The sequence below is a fragment of the Bacillus sp. DC4300-2b2 genome (genome assembly GCF_049895685.1).
Taxonomy (GTDB): Bacteria; Bacillota; Bacilli; order Bacillales; family Bacillaceae; genus Bacillus; species Bacillus safensis.
Window position 1 is genome coordinate 201272 of the sequence record NZ_JAFCSW010000004.1, and the last position, 19298, is coordinate 220569.

At 42.5% G+C, this 19298-nt stretch carries 20 protein-coding genes; 6 read left to right on the forward strand and 14 right to left on the reverse strand.

Annotation, left to right across the window (positions count from 1 at the left end):
* Positions 1-13: 13 nt before the first annotated feature.
* The 9 genes from ACP69X_RS14880 to ACP69X_RS14920 all read right to left on the reverse strand — a co-directional run bounded on the left by ACP69X_RS14880 (position 14) and on the right by ACP69X_RS14920 (position 8960).
* Positions 14-1630, reverse strand: a complete 1617-nt coding sequence (locus tag ACP69X_RS14880) for a YceG family protein (RefSeq protein ID WP_073978624.1) — start codon at positions 1628-1630, stop codon at positions 14-16.
* 70 nt (positions 1631-1700) lie between these two features.
* Entirely contained in the window at positions 1701-2516 is an 816-nt protein-coding gene (locus tag ACP69X_RS14885; protein ID WP_426052809.1) for an HAD family hydrolase, read from the reverse strand.
* Positions 2513-3622: a cysteine protease StiP family protein gene (locus tag ACP69X_RS14890; RefSeq protein WP_423359278.1), complete on the reverse strand. Its 1110-nt coding sequence runs from the start codon at positions 3620-3622 to the stop codon at positions 2513-2515. Before ACP69X_RS14890 ends, ACP69X_RS14885 begins: the two co-directional genes overlap by 4 nt.
* Complete coding sequence (locus ACP69X_RS14895) at positions 3615-4946, reverse strand: phosphoribosyltransferase family protein (RefSeq protein WP_426052829.1); 1332 nt, start codon at positions 4944-4946, stop codon at positions 3615-3617. The genes ACP69X_RS14890 and ACP69X_RS14895 overlap by 8 nt, the downstream gene beginning before the upstream one ends.
* Positions 4936-6123, reverse strand: a complete 1188-nt coding sequence (locus ACP69X_RS14900) for an HpcH/HpaI aldolase/citrate lyase family protein (protein WP_075612324.1) — start codon at positions 6121-6123, stop codon at positions 4936-4938. The genes ACP69X_RS14895 and ACP69X_RS14900 overlap by 11 nt, the downstream gene beginning before the upstream one ends.
* Before the next feature lie 99 nt (positions 6124-6222).
* Complete coding sequence (locus ACP69X_RS14905) at positions 6223-7002, reverse strand: TerC family protein (RefSeq protein WP_426052810.1); 780 nt, start codon at positions 7000-7002, stop codon at positions 6223-6225.
* Positions 7003-7137: 135 nt separating this feature from the next.
* Complete coding sequence (locus ACP69X_RS14910) at positions 7138-7716, reverse strand: TerD family protein (RefSeq protein ID WP_034664245.1); 579 nt, start codon at positions 7714-7716, stop codon at positions 7138-7140.
* A 39-nt stretch (positions 7717-7755) separates the two neighbouring features.
* Positions 7756-8337, reverse strand: a complete 582-nt coding sequence (locus ACP69X_RS14915) for a TerD family protein (protein ID WP_039176267.1) — start codon at positions 8335-8337, stop codon at positions 7756-7758.
* Positions 8338-8357: 20 nt separating this feature from the next.
* The gene (locus ACP69X_RS14920; protein ID WP_411243092.1) at positions 8358-8960 is read right to left on the reverse strand and encodes a TerD family protein; all 603 of its coding nucleotides are present in this window, start codon (positions 8958-8960) and stop codon (positions 8358-8360) included.
* Positions 8961-9373: 413 nt separating this feature from the next.
* Here ACP69X_RS14920 and ACP69X_RS14925 point away from each other — a divergent pair, with 413 nt between their 5' ends.
* Together ACP69X_RS14925 and ACP69X_RS14930 are read left to right on the forward strand one after the other, a co-directional pair.
* Complete coding sequence (locus ACP69X_RS14925) at positions 9374-10366, forward strand: LLM class flavin-dependent oxidoreductase (RefSeq protein WP_305960767.1); 993 nt, start codon at positions 9374-9376, stop codon at positions 10364-10366.
* Positions 10367-10577: 211 nt separating this feature from the next.
* Entirely contained in the window at positions 10578-11618 is a 1041-nt protein-coding gene (locus tag ACP69X_RS14930; RefSeq protein ID WP_073978636.1) for an acyltransferase family protein, read from the forward strand.
* Between the two features lie 20 nt (positions 11619-11638).
* Here the strand turns inward: ACP69X_RS14930 and ACP69X_RS14935 are convergent, their stop codons facing one another.
* Together ACP69X_RS14935 and ACP69X_RS14940 are read right to left on the reverse strand one after the other, a co-directional pair.
* Positions 11639-12418 (reverse strand): glucose 1-dehydrogenase, encoded by a 780-nt coding sequence (locus tag ACP69X_RS14935; protein WP_039176252.1) that lies wholly within the window; start codon positions 12416-12418, stop codon positions 11639-11641.
* A gap of 119 nt (positions 12419-12537) precedes the next feature.
* Entirely contained in the window at positions 12538-12966 is a 429-nt protein-coding gene (locus ACP69X_RS14940; protein WP_039176249.1) for a cell wall hydrolase, read from the reverse strand.
* 527 nt (positions 12967-13493) lie between these two features.
* Between ACP69X_RS14940 and ACP69X_RS14945 the strand changes: the two genes are divergently transcribed.
* Entirely contained in the window at positions 13494-14555 is a 1062-nt protein-coding gene (locus ACP69X_RS14945; protein ID WP_039176247.1) for a DUF4352 domain-containing protein, read from the forward strand.
* Between the two features lie 97 nt (positions 14556-14652).
* Complete coding sequence (locus ACP69X_RS14950; protein ID WP_411243089.1) at positions 14653-14988, forward strand: hypothetical protein; 336 nt, start codon at positions 14653-14655, stop codon at positions 14986-14988.
* A 45-nt stretch (positions 14989-15033) separates the two neighbouring features.
* Here the strand turns inward: ACP69X_RS14950 and ACP69X_RS14955 are convergent, their stop codons facing one another.
* From ACP69X_RS14955 to ACP69X_RS14965, 3 genes are all read right to left on the reverse strand, one after another.
* On the reverse strand, positions 15034-15369 hold the full coding sequence (locus tag ACP69X_RS14955) for a hypothetical protein (protein ID WP_269103865.1): 336 nt from the start codon (positions 15367-15369) through the stop codon (positions 15034-15036).
* Positions 15370-15516: 147 nt separating this feature from the next.
* Positions 15517-16692 (reverse strand): ABC transporter permease, encoded by a 1176-nt coding sequence (locus ACP69X_RS14960; RefSeq protein WP_041088911.1) that lies wholly within the window; start codon positions 16690-16692, stop codon positions 15517-15519.
* Positions 16692-17432, reverse strand: a complete 741-nt coding sequence (locus ACP69X_RS14965) for an ATP-binding cassette domain-containing protein (protein WP_039176238.1) — start codon at positions 17430-17432, stop codon at positions 16692-16694. The genes ACP69X_RS14960 and ACP69X_RS14965 overlap by 1 nt, the downstream gene beginning before the upstream one ends.
* Before the next feature lie 166 nt (positions 17433-17598).
* Here ACP69X_RS14965 and ACP69X_RS14970 point away from each other — a divergent pair, with 166 nt between their 5' ends.
* On the forward strand, positions 17599-18300 hold the full coding sequence (locus ACP69X_RS14970; RefSeq protein ID WP_039176235.1) for a LytR/AlgR family response regulator transcription factor: 702 nt from the start codon (positions 17599-17601) through the stop codon (positions 18298-18300).
* An 11-nt stretch (positions 18301-18311) separates the two neighbouring features.
* Complete coding sequence (locus ACP69X_RS14975; protein WP_073978650.1) at positions 18312-19277, forward strand: sensor histidine kinase; 966 nt, start codon at positions 18312-18314, stop codon at positions 19275-19277.
* Positions 19278-19298 lie beyond the last annotated feature (21 nt).

A 19298-nucleotide genomic window follows, 5' to 3' on the forward strand; every position in this document is an offset into this window, starting at 1 on the left:
AGCTTTGATCTCCTTATCGGTTTTTAATGGATTGAAATAACTTTCTAACGATGGACGGCTCTTTAAACTCCTGGTTCATGACCATCTCATCAAGCCAATGGGTATCAAATAATTGGTCATCGATATACCGTTCGATACACTGATATCCCGCCGGATGATATACGAAGAGATCCACACCCATTTCATTTAGGAAAATCAGGGCGGCCGCATCAGAACGAGTCAGCTCACCATTATATTCCGTATGGTATAAAATCACTTTCGGTACGGTTTGTGCATAATCAAAGGTTTGAATCAGTTCAATGAGATCCTGGCTCAAATGCAGAACCTGCTTGAATAAATAAATGCGGACATCTAATTCGGTTTCATTGCCTTCTTTTAATAGCTTCGGATGCTGACAGATTCGAGATATCGCCTCTGCTATCGCACGCTGCGCGCCCTCATATAGATGAGAAAACTGCCACACATTGCTTTTCATTAATAATTCAGGATCAATCTCTCCAGTAGTAGACAGTGCATGCTGATAATGAAATTGATAATTCGAAGTCACTTCTTTTGTAAAAGGAAAATGGCGAATGGTCTTCGTCTCTTTCCCCTCCATTAACGTGTGAATGCGATCCCAGTATTCACGCTTGTCTCGTGTGACACCCATCATTTTCGCAAAAAGATTCGGAATCTGTATCGTGTCCCGGTCTGCTTTGAAATTCGGGCGGATAAAGGATCGTTCCTTTGCAATTAAAAACAGCTCATCATACGTTGTCTTCAGCGTAATAGAATGAGGAGTATGATCTCTGAATTGCCACGGCTTATACAGCATTGAATCTTCCGTGTGAAGCACCTCTTCAAGCTCTCTTGTCGAGCGGTACGCCACCGTTGATTTCCTCTCAGGCTTTTCAGTAGGGAACGGCTCAAGCTTTGAAGTCCCCGGGTACTGATCAATAAAAGTCAGCTTTTCTTCTGGATCTAATTCGCGGAACGAATCCTCGCCTTCTGGATGAAATAGCACAACATCACAGCCAATCAGCATGACATAGTAAAGAAAATAAAGCTGACTTTTATTCGCCTCTCCATACCAAATGACAGCCGGCATTTTTTCTTCTATATTGACTTCCTTCAGCCATGGACCTAGATGGTTATTTGAAAACTTCACGACATCCAGCAAGACCCGGCGGAAATCGGGATGCTGAAATCCACCCTCATGCAGCTGCTTGAAATGCTCAAACACCTTGATCAATGAAAGACGGATATGCCGGTTCATCACAGGGTTTGGATGGCGGACAATCAGCTGTTCACCATCTAAAAAAGCCACAAAGCGATTCACGGACAATCCCTTTTCTTCTTGGTTAATCAAATGAATACGCTGCAACGCTTGAAAATGCTCTGGCTCAATATGACGATTGAGCGTTTCACTTAAAATATGCATGCCTTCTGTTTCATATAATTCATGTAAATAAATAAAATAATCGGTTGCATCATGCGGAGTTCCAAGGACCCGGGCGGCGAGACGCGGTAAGGACAACGTATGCTCGTCCTTTACATAACCGTCTCTTTCAGGGAGCGGCTTTTTCAGCACGTTTTTCCAGGCTTCCTGCTCCGCCCGTGTATGGGTGACATTGATTTCTTTATAACTCACGCCGCTCCTTCCTTTCTCCTATATTTTCTAGAAAGCTACTACTATCATATCATTCAGCCTTCTACTTCTGCTATCGAATCGAAGGCTTTTTTGCCTTCGCCATCTGCTCGATGACAGAAGCGGTGATTTCATCCGCTGCGGCCATGCCAGATGCTGCTGTCGGCTCAAGTTCTGGGTCAAAGTCGAGAACTTCTCCATGCCTTGGGGCAAAGCCCTTATCTGATTGACGAATGAGCCCCGCATCTAACAGGGAATCACCCGCACCATAGACGTATTCAAGCTTCAGCCTGTCCTTTAGAAAAGCAACAGCATCCCACTTATTAAGCGGCTGTGGAATAAAATAAAGCTTCCGTCCCTGAAGAGAAACCTGCCAGCCTCTCTCCTCACCCCACAGCTTCAACTCAGCAAGCGGTATGTGAGATAAATACTCATCTTTCATAATCAAATAAAGAAATCTTCCCTCTGCTGTTCGGGTACGCTTCACCCAAGCCGCAACCGGAAGTTCGTAGATCGCCCTCAGCATCTCTCTGACCGGCATACACTCCCTAAGTCTCTCATCAACAATGGCCTGCCAATCCTCAAGCGGCTTGCCATGGTGAAGAATACAGCCCCCGTTTGTTGTGACAGCATACTCCGGTTGAAGCTCTTGTTGAAAGAAGGTGATCCGTTCATACTGTGCAGTTGTTCTTGTCGTCACTGGAATGAACCAGCCTGATTGATGAATCGTCTGCAAGGATTTTTTCGTTTCAACAGACATATAGGAAAGCGGCCGTTCGTCCAGCACCTCAACTAGATCATACTCTCCTTCATACGCATACTGGTCAAGCACTCGATGTGAGAAGATCAGCGTCCGGTCTAAATCACTAGCAAATGCATATGTCTTCATGACGTTTGCTCCAGCGGACGAATTAACCCACAGCACGTGTAGGACATATTGGCATATTCAATGACAGGAACACCTCTGTCCTCTGCCAAAAGCAAAATATGCTTCAGCTTCTCCTGAGATCCAGGCTGAATCAAGATTTTCCACGGGATTCTTCTAAGCAGCACGCGGGTCGTCTCACCAACACCCGGCTTAATCAAATGGGTATTTTTAATTTGAAACTCCTGACCGATTGCTTCAATGGATGCCATTCCGCGCCAATCTGCCAGCGTTCCCTGCGTAAGTATGGTTTCTGCTTTCTCTTGTACATTTGGTCCGAGGCTGGAAAATGCATCTTCAATCGTATCCACATACAGATTGGACACATCCTCATCAAGCAGCTCTTTATAATACTTTGCCCCATGGAAATCATCGGCATTGATCCAGCGGTTGTTTAGTACCGTACGACTGACAAGCCCTGATACCGTCGAATTCAGGCAGGCACTTGGAATGAGAAAGTCCTCTCTCGTTCCATATACATGTGTACAATAGCCAGGGTCAGCCAGCACAGCCAGCTCACTCGAAAGACGCACACCATATTTTTTTTCAAAATCAATCACAGCTTTTTCGAGCTCTTTCGAAATGGCACCTTTTCCAGTCCATCCATCGATAAAAGCAATTTCAAAGCCTGGATGTTCTTTCAGCATATAATGCAGTGCATTCTCGTCTATTCCGCGATCACGAATAATAGAGATACTGTAATGAGGCAGATCGACACCATATGTCTTTCGAATATATCGTTTGATTAGCACCCCGATCGGTGTTCCTGCACGCGCCAAGCTGCAAAGCACGGTTTTGAAGCCTCGCTTCTTCACAATCTGTTCTGCTACAACAGCTACTGCTTCGGCTACCTTTTCCTTACTTTCTTCAAGAGATTGATAGAATAAAGTCATATAAGATGCCGTTGGTTTATATTCAATTGGCAGCATTTCTGAATAATGCGCACCACTCTGAATTGAACGCTCCCGCTCTTCTGTACTTTTCTCCATCTCAATAGAGGATAAATCTTTGAGTAAGAAGGTTACATCCTGCTCTGGATAGCTTCCCATCTTTGTATACACGTTAGCCATTCACCTTCACCTCGTCTGATAAAGTCACAATATGCACATGCTTCACATGCCGCTCGGCAAATAAATGAATAAGCGGAAGCAATGCCTCCTGAGAGACCTTTTTCTCAAAAAAGAGAAATACATCATCATATTCACCCTTTGGAATGTTGTACACGTAGTGCTGAATTCGGGCATCCTCTGGATTCATAAAGGTAAACCCATTTTGGACAGCGTATCCATCCTTTTCGACTGGGTGAATAGGGCTTCTCGTTGTTGAATGAAAGCGAATGCCTTCACCCATATGTGCAGACAGTCTCATCGGTACATACATCAGCTCACCTGTCCCTAAGCAAAGTGTTTGCTTCCCTTTGCGTTCCTGCCGCAGCTTCAAACCCGCTTCAGCAGCTGCTTGGTCAAGTGCTTCCGTATCTGCTGCGTTTAAACCAAAACGGCCCGTTTCATGTATATATGGCGAATGCCCAGCCGAATTTGCTGCATGAGAAAGTGAATACGGCACTTGCTTAAAGAAAGATTGAAGAGAATGAAAAGAGAGACTTGGCCGCTTCTCTTGCTCCGCAATCTCATACGAATAAGCTGGTTCATCAAGCGTTTTGCCTCTAAAGACCATCTGCCCTTTTAATAAAGACAATGATGTGATGTGAATTCCGAGCTCCTCTTCAAGCTGGCACATGGCTTTCTCATGCTCCTCCGTCCGCCAGTCCAAAATGGAAAGAATGGTATAAGAATGCCGCGGGTACTTTGCATGAAGGTCACGAATGATGTTGATATTTGTACGGCCTGTCGTGACTTCATCATCTACTAACACGATGGGGCGGTCTGTGCGAAGTAATGCTTCATCTGCATAACAAAGCTGGTCTGTTGCATGCGAATGTTCTTCTTCAAATACCAATGACGGGTCAAGACCCAGCAGCTGTTCACGTGTCGTATGAATGTAAGATGCGCCTTCTAGCACATCATACACACCATGTCCAAGGGCTGTTGCCGTTTCCGCAAAGCCGATGACGACAGGCTCATTGCCAGCTGCTAGCTTTTCTTTTTTGAGTGTTTCATAGGCTGCCGTTAACACCGCGTGATCATCCGTCTTGAGTGCCTCTACAAGAAAATCTTGGTACGGAGGCGTCTGTCCCGTTTGCTCTTTGGCATATGCCATCGCTAAAAGACCCGAGACAAGGAGCGGTTTCACTGGATGAACAGGAATATGCTTTCCAAGCACCTTACTAACGAATAAAAAGGCTCTTTTTTTGTTCACCCTTGCTGCCATCTCAAAAAGATGCTCTTTCTCCAGCTGGAGCACCCCTTCTTTGAGGTCAAGCTCAACCTCCATATGTTCCAAGATGTTCAGCGTATGCCGCTTCTGATTCTGTGAGTATGTCGATATAGCTTCTATTTTCATGAAACACCCCGTAAATGTCTGACTTAATTAAAATGTGCTCTGCCCACCGGTAATGGGGCTTCGTTTCATTCATCTTATTAGAAAAGGAACTCTTCATTACGCCAACTGTGCCGTCGGCATGTTCCAAAATACTTAATGCATCCAAGTATTCTTCCTTTGTCACAACGTACATGCTTTGCACTGGCTTGAGATGTGTTGGATGGATCACTGTCTTCCCATGTATGCCGTTGGCTACATCGAGTCTTGTCTCCTTGAGTAAGCCTTGTACGTCATCAAATTCAGATAAGGACAGCTCACCGCCCTTAGAAAGCGCACGGATGAATGGTTTTTGTTCCTTTCGTGCAGGGCCAAAATGCTCCCATACTGCACCTGAAACAACAAAGGAACGGCCAAAATAATTGATCATATCTGTGATCAAATCAGCAATCAATCTGATTTCATAGATGGTGGTGTCACGATCACGGCGAATGCCATATAAGCCGCAAAGATCCGTTGCCCCAATACGAATATTCAAAATATATTCTTCATCATTCAGCATGATCTGCTTTAACTCAGACAGCACCGTATATCTTGTTTCTTTTTCTAATAAATCAGGTGTTTCCAAAATGGGCATACCGTACAGCTTTGTCTTCGTTTGTGCTGAAACCTGTTTCAAGCTGTCCAAATAATCCTTCGCATTATGAATAGAACACTTTGGAAATACAAAACCCGTCAATAAATGAAGAGATGAACCAAGCAAATCTGCCATTTCGAGCAGCTGCTTCGGCGAACGAACCCGAATAAATAAAAGCGGCAATTGTTCAGCCGTTTCAGGCGTATGCGTCAATTTGTCCGACAGTTTGGCGAGTTGTACCACTAGATTCTGCTCAGCCATTTCCACTTCTTGATCACCGATGGCATCCTCTAAACAAAATACAACAGAGCAAAGCGCTTCATATTTCTGCGACAGCAGCATGTCTGCTATATCCTGTCTTGTTGCAGGCATATACAAAGTAGCACCTAATGCATGCGCAAGTACGTGCCTTGGCGTCATCAAATGCATCGTCCCCGGCCGTTTGAAAAAAATATCGTGCTGCCTCGCCTCTGATAAAAACTGAAAATACCGCATGCTGTGCCACCTCCTGTTGTTGAGAGAAAATCGAACAAATGACTTGATGATTCAAAAAAGGATGGAGCCGCTAATCAACTCCATTCCTTTTTGATCGTCCTATTCTTCTTTTGAAGCCGCAGCTTCGTTTGTTACACCTTGATGTTTCTTCTTATTGATTTTATGAATAATAAACGTTCCGATAAATGCTAGGATAATAATCGCAAAGAATACAAGATGCGGGATTTCAATGTGAGCAGCACTCAAGCCCATTTTGATCGCAATGATCCCGATAAGAATAAACGCTGTATTCTCGAGCTCTGGGATACGGTCAATGAGAACAAGGAATAACTGTGCCACTGTACGCATCATGAGAATTCCAAGCATTCCGCCTAATAGAAGAATCCATACTTCCTCAGATACAGCGAATGCTGCAAGAATACTATCAACCGAGAAGGCAAGGTCCATAATTTCTACAGAGATAACGGTTGCCCAGAATATACCAAATACCCGAATCAACCAGCCTTCTTTTTTCAATTCCTTCGCTTCATCATCGCCATCACCTAACCAGAAGTGCTTAATGACAAGCCATGCTAAGTAAGCAGCTCCAAGAACCTTAATCCACCAGAATTTAATAAGCAGCATCCCTACGCCAATGAATAGAAAACGGAAGAAATAAGCGCCAATTAATCCGTAGGTTAATGCCTTTTTACGCTGCTTTTCCGGTAAATGTTTCACCATCACAGCTAATACAAGTGCGTTATCTGCTGATAACAATCCTTCAAGCACGACAAGCGTCCCAATAAGCCCCCAAGAGACAGGGTCTGTTAACACCTCTGCCCACATATGCCAATCAAAAAACGAGGCATATGTATCCAACATATGTTTCAAAATGTCCAACTGGTTTTCCTCCTATAAGTGTAGAAGCATCAGCAGGCTTTCGCCTGCTGCTATTCTTGATCGCTGTTTCTTTCTCACTTTGGAAAAGACCCTCATTTGAGTTTTTGACAGCACCAATTGATTTGTTTCTCTTATTTACACTTCTAACCCATAATTTTGACAAAGAGCTGCAAGTCCGCCAGAGAATCCGCTTCCGATCGCGTTAAACTTCCAATCACTTCCGTGTCGGTACAATTCACATACCACAACAGCTGTTTCAATTGAGAAGTCTTCGCCTAAATCGAAGCGAATCAATTCTTCCCCGCCCTCTTCATTTACAACACGAACAAATGCATTAGAGACTTGTCCAAAATTTTGGCTGCGCGTCTCTGCATCATGGATCGTAACTGTAATTCCGATACGATCAATGTTAGCAGGAATTTTCGAGAAATCAACGAGAATTTGCTCGTCATCTCCATCTCCTTCACCCGTCCGGTTATCACCTGTATGAGTGACACTGCCGCTCGGATGCTGAAGGTTATTATAGAACACAAAATCTGTATCTTGCTGACAACGATTGTTTGCATCCACCAAGAAAGCCGAAGCGTCCAAATCAAATTCGGCTCCGCCAGAATATTTATTCGTATCCCAGCCAAGACCGATCATCACTTTCGTCAGCCCTGGGTTGGTTTTTGTTAAATCGACACGTTGTCCTTTTGAAAGCTGAATCGCCATATTCGTATCTCTCCTGTCTTTGAAAATAGGAAACTATCGTTATCCGATATCTAAGCCGAAGTCCGTTGCAATGCGTGCAAGACCGCCTTGATAGCCTGATCCTACAGCTGAGAATTTCCATTCCCCACCATGACGGTATAATTCACCTACAATAATGGCTGTCTCAATTGAGAAATCCTCTGCCAAATCGTAGCGAATGAGTTCTTCATTCGAAGCCGCATTTAAAATACGTACATATGCGTTAGATACTTGTCCGAAATTTTGACTGCGCGCTTCTGCATCATGAATTGTAATGACAAATGAAATCTTCTCAATACTTGCTGGTACAGCTGCAAGGTCAACATTGACCTGCTCGTCATCTCCGTCCCCTTCGCCAGTGCGGTTATCGCCTGTATGTACGACACTGCCGCCTCCGCCAGTTGTTTGGTTGTAAAAGACAAAGTCAGATGGAGAGCTTGCTTTACCTGCTGCATCTAAAAGGAATACACTTGCGTCTAAATCAAAGTCATGTCCGCCGTCATACTTATTGACGTCCCAGCCAAGACCAACGACTACTTTTGTTAAACCCGGATTCGTTTTTGTTAAATCAATTTTTTGACCTTTCGCTAAAGAAATTCCCACTAGGAACCTCTCCCTTCTGTTTAAATGTAGTTTCTCGTAATATCGGCAAGCTTCGCATCATTTGTACCATTTCCAAGAGCCGCAAACTTCCACTCATTCTCGTGACGGTAAAGTTCTCCGACGATTAACGATGTTTTTCCTACATAGTCTTCTTTTAAATTATATTTCACTAATTCTTGATTGTTTGAACGATCAACGATGCGAATGTAAGCATTTTGAATCATACCAAAGTGTTGGTTTCTTCTAAGGGCATCATAAATGTTCACGACAAACACCAATTTATTCACATTACCCGGCACCTTGCTCAAGTTGACGAGGACTTGTTCATCATCTCCGTCTCCTTCACCAGTCAGGTTGTCACCTGTATGCTCAACACTGCCGCATTTGCTTTTTAGGTTGCCAAAATAAATCAAATCTTTATTTTCCGTAAACTTATCATTTTTCAGCATGAGCACTGAAGCATCACAATCAACATCAGCGCCGCCTCCGCCGCCAAACAGCTTTCCTAAAAACCCGCCGCCTTGTGAGACAGGGTCCCAGCCAAGTCCAACAAGAATATTCGTTAGCCCTGCTTTCCCTTTTGTTAAATCAATACGTTGACCTTTTTCTAATGTAATCGCCAAATCAATCACTCCTCCAGCATAATAAAAATCTATTTATTAAGCGATGGACCCTATTAAAATCATCATACATGAAAATTCGACAAAATTCATGAAATGACATTGGAGCCTCTTACTCTTTTTTCTATTTACTAGTATATACGATCTATGTTCAAGATAGGTTTCAAACACTTTATATTTTTTTAAAGAAAGATGCACATTGAAAATAGTTCATGTCGTAAATGAAGTGTTTCATGTGAAACATTGTCGAAAGTTCCCGGTGAGCAGCTCTTACTGATAAGGAGCGTAAGATGTGGTTTCATATGTTGATATAGAAAAGATAAAAGCATGTGTTCAAAGGATAAACCCTTTCGTTTCCTTCCATCCATTGATTTCTTTATACTTATATTCAGCATGTTGTTGAAAGGATGTTGATGATGCCATCACTTCATATATTAGATCAAGTCGCCATTCCTAAAGGTCAGTCTGCGCAGGAGACATTGATTCATACAACGCAGCTGGCTCAGCTGGCTGAAACGCTTGGGTATGAGCGCTATTGGTTCGCTGAACACCACAGCACAAGGGGGCTCGCTAGTACAGCGCCTGAAATATTAATGGCTCATATTGCGGCTCATACATCGACCTTGCGTACCGGATCTGGCGGCATTTTACTTCCTCAGTACAGTCCTTTTAAAGTAGCAGAAGTCACGCGGCAGCTTGAAGCCCTTTATCCTGGACGGATTGAGATTGGTGTCGGCAAATCTCCAGGCGGGATTGAAAGGACGAGACTCGCTTTGACGGACGGTGCAAAAAAAGACCTATCACAGTTTGACCGCCAGCTGAAGGACCTTCTTTTTTACTTATCAGACAGCCTGCCTTCTGGTCATCCGCATGCAGGTGTGAAAGCTGCTCCGCTTGTTGATGCTCATCCGCCGGTTTGGCTGCTTGGACTGGGGGAAAATAGTGCCATACAGGCGGCGGAGCTTGGAATCAACTATATTTTTGGTCACTTTATTCATCCTGCACGCGGCAAACAAGCATTTGAGACGTATCGATCACACTTTTCTCCATCTGTCTTTTCTAGGCAGCCACAATCTATGTTTGCCGTCTTTGTCATCTGCGGTGAAACAGATGAAGAAGCAGACCGGATCGCCAGCAGTACAGATTTATGGCTGCTGCGTGTTGAAAAAGGACTGGACAGCCGCGTTCCTTCTATAGAAGAAGCAAGTGCCTATCACTACACCACGCAGGAAAAGAAAAAAGTGCTGCAAAACCGCCAGCGGATGATTGTCGGCTCGAAGAAAACGGTGAAAGAGCAATTACAGACCTTGATGGACCGCTATCAAACAGATGACATCATGATTCTGAACAATTCCTTTGATCCGATTGAAAAACAACGCTCCTACAAGCGAATAGCAGAATTATTTTGAAGCCAGCTTTTCAGGCTTCTTTTTTTACATTGTCATAAAAAATGGGAAATGTAACATCAAGATGTCAAAATCCTTCCGTCTGTCATCTGATCGCAAATGTGTCTTCTAATCGTTAGCGAACTGTAAACGCATAAGAGGTGTACCTTTTATATAGTAGAGGTACATATTCAATGAACGGTTTACAACGCTGATAAAGAAGGAGATGAAGGACATGAAAAAGAGACTCGATTGGGTAGATGCAGCTAAAGGAATCGGCATTCTGCTCGTGGTTATGGCGCATGTGCCCATTCCAGATTCGCTCAAGCAATTCATTTACTCTTTTCATATGCCGCTTTTCTTTTTACTATCAGGCATGATGTTTCGATCATCCTCATCCCCTGCTCTGTCATTTATTCAGAAAAAAGCCAAAAGCTTACTCCTGCCCTATCTCTATTTCTCCATCATTACGTATGTATTTTGGTTCTCCGTTACTCGTTTTTTCGCATTCAAGGGACAAACGGATATCGACCCTTTCGTTCCGTTTACAGGTATTTTCATATCCAATGCAGATGAAGCAAGACTTACACATAACCCAGCGATTTGGTTTTTAACGACACTCTTTTTAGTGGAAATTTTATTTTTCTTTATGCATCGTCTTTCAAAAGGGAGACCTGCTGCCTTAATCTTGCTGACTATTCTTTGCGGAGGTGCTGGATATGCTTCTACCTTGCTTTTAAATCAAAGTCTTCCTTGGAATGCCAATGTCGCCTTGACGGCTGTTGTTTTTTATTCGATTGGATTTTTAGCAAAGCAGTGGTTTGTGGAATTAAAAACAGATCCAACCCTGCTTTTATGTACAGGTCTGCTTGTGCTGACGGCTTACATGCAGAGCTTTAATTCACGGATCGATATGCGCGTCAACGACTACGGTGATCTCTTTATTTTTTATGCATGTGCTCTGCTCGGTTCAGCTGCCGTGATTTATTTAAGCTTTAAATTGAAAACATCCCCTATTTTGACGTATCTAGGACGAAATTCTATTGTCATTCTTGTTTTGCAGTTTGCCGGTATTGATATCATGAAAGCATTTGTTTTTTATGGACTTGGTATCAATATTGCTGATACAGCGCAGCTCTCTTGGACACTTTTTTATACAATCGGCACATTGCTGCTCATGGTGCCATGTATCTCCTTCCTGAGCAAGTACCCGATGCTGCTTGGCAAACGAGCCAAAGCTACACAACGCTACGAACAAAAAACATCCGCCGGCTGAACAGGCGGATGTTTTTCGGATTAATCATTGATTTGAGAAGGATAAAGTGTCATTCCACCATCCACAAATAAGGTGGTGCCTGTGATATATGCCGCTTCCTTAGAAACGAGGAATGCAGCAGCGGACCCAATCTCCTTCGGTTCACCAAAGGTTCTCATCGGAATTTTCTCAAGCTGCTTTTGTTTTTTCTGTTCATCCTGCAAATCATCATTTGATTCGGTTGCCATGGTACCCGGCGCAATCGCATTGATTCGAATACCTGATTCTGCATAATCAAGAGCCAGCGTCTTTGTCATCATATTCATTCCGCCCTTTGAAGTGGAATAATGAACGTTGAATGGGCGCGGAATCTCCTGGTGGACACTGGAAATATTTAAAATAGACCCTTTGATGTCATGCTCCATCATATAGGCGAGCGCAGCCTTTGCGCCTAAAAATGCACCTGTTATGTTCACATCGATGACGTTTTGCCATTGCTCCAGCGTCATCTCATGCGGCAGCGCTTCTTCGCCGTTGAAGCCTGAATTATTGACGAATACATCTACTGTACCGAAATGCTCCAGTGCTGTATCCATGATGGCTTGGATGCCTTCCTCTTTGGAGACATCTGCGTGTACTTTCACCGCCCCACCTCCGTGCTTCTGAATGGCTTGTACGGTCTCTTCAGCTCCATCTTCATCGCCTTTATAGTTCACAACCACATTCATTTCCTCTTGTCCAAACCGCAATGCGATCGCTTGTCCAATTCCTTTTGAAGAGCCTGTGACAATGGCTGTTTTCCCTTTTAAATCTTGATACATCTTCCTTTCCTCCATTCACGTGCTTCATCTTGTTGATACACAATGGTTACCCATTTTGGAAAAAACAAAAACACAACCCTCTGCATTCGTACTCTAAGAGGATTGTGCGTTTCATCAAGCTAAAAGGTGTTATAGACATTTTCACACGTTTCGGCGGTTGGCTGATAAAAGCAATGCGACTTATATCTTGCCACAAACGGCTGATTGTACCATGTCGCCGGACAATTGCCAGGCGGTTTAAAATACCAAAGGCTGAATTTTGCCGGCCAAAAACGTTCTCCGTTAATATTTCTCCGCGCAAGTGTTTTTTCAGTTTCTCGTGCTCGTTGATAAAAGTACCCATGCGTGACCGCTTCGAATGCATGCTCCTGATAAATCATTTGTGGAATCGTACGCAGCCCTTTAAAGTCCGAGCAGTTGGCACGCAGCCGATTGATGCCCACATTTCCTACAAGCAGCATCCCTTGCTTCCCTTCACCTTCTGCCTCCGCTCTCAGCAGTCTGGCCATTAAATCAATATCAGAGCTTGTCGCTCTTACCACTGCCATACATCCACCTCCAGTTCATTTCTCTTTTATTTTATGTGGTGTTTCTGTGTAGATGACTGCCATTTTGACATGAAAAAGCACGTTCAGTGTCGACAGCCTGTCTAAATTTGCTGGACATGTGTCTTGCTGTCAACAACACACAAACCAAGTGACCATCCACATAGCAGGAAAAAATATTCATTACTATATACTCATTTACAAGTCATAAAAATCCTTCTAATTGCGACATCATCTTCAAAAACAGTCATTTGAACCTATTCAATAATCCGACTCAAAACCTTAAAATATAAAATGTTGAGTTTCTACAGGAGATATCAAATAATAAATTACAAGTTTCTCCTCTCAACTTAGTGTCATTTTTACTACTTGAAGCCAATCAACCTCGGAAACGCACTGAGGTATTGACAGTACTTTCGCTTCATTCTACAGTAAAAAACATACAGTATTTTTCTTTTTGTGCAAAAAGAACGATATGAACTACAGCTTTTCAATGAAATTCACCATAAACCCGAGGAGGAAAACACGACATGTTTAAAAAGAAATTATCCCTGTTTCTTCTAATCTTGTGTGTAACTGTTGTCGCTGCCGCTTGTAGTGGTGGTAAAGACAAAACAGCTGCGAAAGAAAACGATACCAAAAAATCTCTTGATGCAGCAGAAGTAAAGGTAGAAAGTGCTGAGTACACATTACCACCTCAATACGATACATCTGTACAGGATGATCAGTATGTACTAAAAGTGAATGTATCTGTAAAAAATATCAGCAAAGAGCCTCTCAATGTTGATAAAAGCAACTTCACACTTTACCAAGATGACGCACAGGTATCTACGATCTCTCCAGATGACTACAACGAAGTATTATCTTCAAGCTCTTTAAATGCAGACAAAGTAACAAAAGGCGGTCTATTCTTTGTTGTTGACAAAGACAAAGACTATCAGCTTGTTTACACAGAGCCAGGCAGTGGATCGAAAAAAGATGACAAAACATTAGAATTCGATATTAAAGGAAAAGACTTAATGAAAAAAGCAGATACACTACAAGCATCTGCAAAAGCTCTTTCTTCTTATATTGATGTGATGATTTTTGGTAAGAAAAACGACGATTTCGAAAAACTAACAGGTGATAACAAATCAACTGTTGTGAACGAGTTTGATAAATCATTCAAACAAGGTTACATCACTTCATCAGGTATTTCTTCTAGCTCAGCGAAGGACGAAAACCTTGATAAGCTTTTAAAAGCAGTAAAAGAAACATTAGCTGAAAAATCAAAAGTATCAACAAAAACAAAAGCGATCAGTGGTGATAAAGCTGTCGTCACTGTGACGCTTACACCGATTGATGCAAGCCCGCTTGTCGATCGTTTGAAAGAGAAAGCGACTGAGTTCTACAGCAAAAACCGTTCAGCATCTTATGATGATGCACAGAAATATCTACTTTCTATCTATCCAGATGAATTTAAAAAATTAGGACCATCATCTTCTGAAGAAACAGTAGAAGTGAACATGAAGAAAAATGATATCGACCAATGGAAACTTGATTTGAACGACTACAAAACAAGCTCATTAGTTGAGAAATTCATCAAGAACTAAAGAAAAACCCCCGGAATCGGGGGTTTTTTAATATGATGAGCACAAGCGTATTGGTTGCGGCGTATATCAACATTTCTTATTTTAAGGGTGGGCGTCAATGCTAAAGTCTAATCAAAACATCACCTACACGGGTGATGAAATGTTAGAGGTATTAAAAGAAATGAATTTGATTCTTTTGTCTTTGCATAACATGGGTTCTTATTATGGTGAAAAATTTCATCAGTATGGTGAGGAAGCATATAGAGGAGAATATGAAACAGAAACCACACGATTTATAGATGAGTGGGAGGTCACTCAAAGACTCGCTAAAGTCCGAAAGATACTATCTTCGAAATTTGATAGTACTTTAGGAATTGACGATATGGATGACATTGCAAGAGTATTGGAAGACATCAAGTACTGGACAAAACCCAATGACAAGCCAAATCCATAGACATTTGATTCACTAGCAAACGAGTTCACAAGCAGGGGAATCTCTTTACACGGAATTCCCCTTTTTAGCTTCATATTCTTTAATTATCTCAATTGGATCAACCGCATTTTCCTCTTGTACGTATTCTTCGACATAAGGAGTTGTTAATTTCTCAAACCTTTGCTCCTCGTCTACTAAAGCAACATAGACATCATATCCTTCATAATCAGACGGAAATAATGTTGAAGTAGAACAACCGGTTTCTAAAGCCCTGTCTATTGCATTTCTTAGTTCTAATAAGCCTTTCCTATTTCCCAAAATAAAAGCTTCAAAATGGTGTGTTTGCTGAGCATATATATTACATAGTCCTAACACATCATCGTCATCTGTTTGATAAGACATATCTCCACCCCCTCCTCTTTACTAAAAATAGGATGCTTATGTCATTTCCTCTTCCATTATGCCATAACAATTCTATCCCGAGCCTTTTTTATATGAATCTCCGAATATAGAAAAACTTGTAGAAAAAATCTACAAGTTTTCCTCTCTTTATTTCGCAAGCATCCATTTTTCTTTCATAAACAAGCTTCTCACGATAATAAACAAGATGACAACTGCGAGAGCTGAGGAGCCGAGTGTCAGAGTGACAGCCACCGGATCGATGATACCAAACATCAGTTGCTTACAAAGCGCATGAATATTAAGGAATGGGACCGCAAAGTAATACGTATCTAGCTGCGTAGCACCTGCTCTCATGGTAAAGAACATTGGGATCACACCTAGTGTAATGATCATGGACATGTACGACTGTGCTTCTTTGACTGAGCCCGAAATGACGCTGAGCAGCAATTCAATCATGGATACCATGAAGGAGAAGATGATAAGCGCCGCAAACATGACGCCGATAATGCTCCACATTTGATCACCAAAGTTTAGAGCCTGCTTCAGCTTTTCTGTAAAGAGCAAAGTAGATAGAAGCAACATGCCTATCGCCACAATCCCACTTAAAATACCAAACATAGAGACAGCGAGCCATTTTCCGATGAGAATCTGGAGTCTGCTGGCAGGTGTCAGGAACAACGCTTCAATGGATTTCCGGTCTTTTTCACCTGCTACAATATCAAGCGCAGCCGGCAAGGCTCCTGAGATGACGGAGGTCACCAAAATCATCGGAAGGAGAATCGACAACAGCATAGCGGTCACTCCGTTTTCCCCTTCATCCCCTTCTTCTACATCAACGGACTGCACCTCAAACGGATGAATAACGGACGTATCGATTTGATCCGCTGCTAAACGCTTTTCGACCACTTGGTTTTGATATTGCTCCAGCAATGATTGCAGCATTTGAACAGTGATGACCGAATCATCATCTGTCGTATATCCATGGATTTTAATAGCGAATGGCTTTTGTTGTTTGAGCATATCGCCTGCCTCTTTCGGCATTTCAAGGTAAGCATTTGCCTCTCCATCTTTGACCGCTTGCTGCGGATCATCAAATGTTTCAAGGTTTAGGTTTTTGACCTCTTTGATCATTTGGTTCATTTCAGCTGGAAGCTGTTCATTGATGGCGACTGTATAGGCTTCATCCCCTGGATCTGCAATCATGCTTTCATAAAAGAACACCAGTCCAAGCATGGTCAAAAGAGGAATCAGCACGGTTAAGAGCAACGTTTTTCGATCTCTCAGCGCATCTGTCATTTCTTTCAAAAAGACGGTTTTCCACATTATGAAATCCCCCTAGCGAGCTTCGACATAAAGATATAGTTCAAGTCATCACTTTGTTCCTGAGTATATAATTCTGAAAGTGTCCCTTTGTACACAAGCTCTCCTTGATGAATCATCATGACACTGTCACAAAGCTGGCTGACTTCTTCCATGATGTGGCTTGAAAAGAGGATCGTTTTATTTTGCTGCTTGAGCTGATGGATAAAATCTCTGAAAATATTACTCGACGTGATATCTAAGCCTGTTGTCGGCTCATCAAATAAGATAATGTCAGGATCATGAATTAACGTTCTGGCAATCGCCACCTTTTGTTTCATCCCTCTTGAGAATCCTTTCACCTTGCGATCCATATATTGTCTCATTCCAAAACGCTTTGCCAAATCCTCTATTCTTGCTTTGATTTCATGCTGATCTAAGCCATACAATTTGCCAAAGTATTCAAGGTTTTCTCGTGCCGTCAAACGATCGTAAAGCCCCGTCTCACCGCCAAACAAGACACCAATTCGCTTTTTCACTTCCGTTGATTCTTTCACCGTATCAAAGCCTGCGACAGTGACTGACCCGTGCGTAGGCTCTAATAATGTGGCTACGGCGCGCAATAATGTCGTTTTTCCTGCACCATTTTCTCCTAGGATGCCAACGACTTCCCCTTCCTTCACGGAGAACGTCATGTGTTTCATCGCTTTCACGACTTTTTTCTTATCTTTAAACCAGCAGCTGCAATCGCTGAGAGTAATCATTTGGTTCGCCCCTTTCAACTTTACTTTCTAAGTCTATGATAGAAAAAATAATGCCTGCCTGATATAAAAATGTCGCGAAACGTCCTTTTTCTGTCTTGAAATGATCTATTTCAAAAAAACAAATGGTAAAATAGACAAATAATAAGAAGAGTCATAGGTGATTTTTATGATAAAAGTAGGTCTCGTCGATGATTACCGAGTAGATTTAGAAAAGCTGCACGCCATTGTGGGCAGAATGGAGGCTGTGGACATTGTCTTTGTCACGCAGTCAGCAGAGGATGCATATGAGAAGGTCAAACAAGGAGACATTGATCTGTTGTTCGCTGACATTGAAATGCCCGGAATGTCCGGCTATGAATTAGCGGACCTCATTCACTCTCACGCACTGAATGTCGATGTGGTCTTTGTGACAGGAAACAGTGGTTATGCAGTCCATGCGTTTGATTTGAATGTACATGATTATATTATGAAGCCCTACCAAGCTGATCGAATTGCCAAATGCTTAGAGCGCTATATGTCCACCAAGCAGGAGAAAAGCATTCATGGCCGGCTTCTCATTAAGCAGCAGTCGGATATTCATGTGCTGCAGAAAAAGGATGTCATTTTTGTTGAGCGAACGGGCCGGTCAACAACTATCGTGACAACGACAGGAGAAATCCAGACATATCAAACTTTAAACGAGTTAAAGGGTGATTTGGCTGAAAAGGATTTTATCCGCTCCCATCGATCGTTTATTATCAATATTCATTACATTAAGAATTTCTCGGCGTATGCTAAAAATTCGTTTATCGTGTCTTTTGAAGGGACAGATAAAAAAGCCATGATGACCAAGCAGCAATTAGAATTCTTTAAGAAATACTATTTTTAAGGAGAACGAACGTGAACGCTTTCTATCTTGGATTTCGCATTTATGCCCTCATATGGCTAGGTCTTGCGTTTCATGCAGCTGCTGAAGCCTTTCTGCCGCTATCATCAATTGTGTTGTGGATTCTTACCTTTTGCACGATGTGTGTTTATACATTCTTCATGTACAAAAGATTTTTGCCTCATACGAGTGGTTATGTGATATTAAGTGCTTTTATACTCATCACCTGTGCAGGCTTTTTGCTCTTTCTAACGCAAGAGAATGGGCTGAGCTGTCTTTTGGCGCTCATCATGATGGTGACAGTCGATATCCTCTCATTGAAGGTGATGCAGACAGAGAAACAGTTAAATGGACGGCTTCAAGAGCTTATAAACGCAGAATCTAGAACCAACGAATTACTTCTTGAGCTGCGCAGTAAACATCATGAAACAGCCAGACATTTAAATGCCTTTTCGGCGTCGAACGACGAGCATGAGATCAAAGATTTGATTCAGCAATACGTCAAACATTTCCCATGGATGAAAGGGGAAAATGCCTATTTAGCCTCTACCCTTCACCCCTTTTTGGAGCGGGCTGAGAAAGAGAACATTGCACTTTCACTAGACCTTCAAGCTCCCTTTTCATCGCTTCCCTTTTCAAAGGCGGATCAGGTTAGTTTTACTGGCAACCTGCTTGATAATGCCCTAGATGCAGCGATTGAAGCGAAGCAAGCCGGAAAAGAGGGCAGCATTTCGGTCACGACCTCTATTCGGAGCGGGCTATTTTTAATCCATTGTGAGAACAGCACAAAAGGTATGGAAAAACACGTGTTAGATCATTTGTTCAAAACTTTTGGCCGCTCGACAAAAGGCGGCGATCATCAAGGCATGGGGACGTATATCATTCATCAGCTTGTTGAAAAGGCAGACGGTACACTGGATTTTACTTACCGTTCTCCAAATTTACGGCTCGTCATCAAAATCCCTCTCACAATGTCATAAAAAAAAGGTGCATAGCTGCAC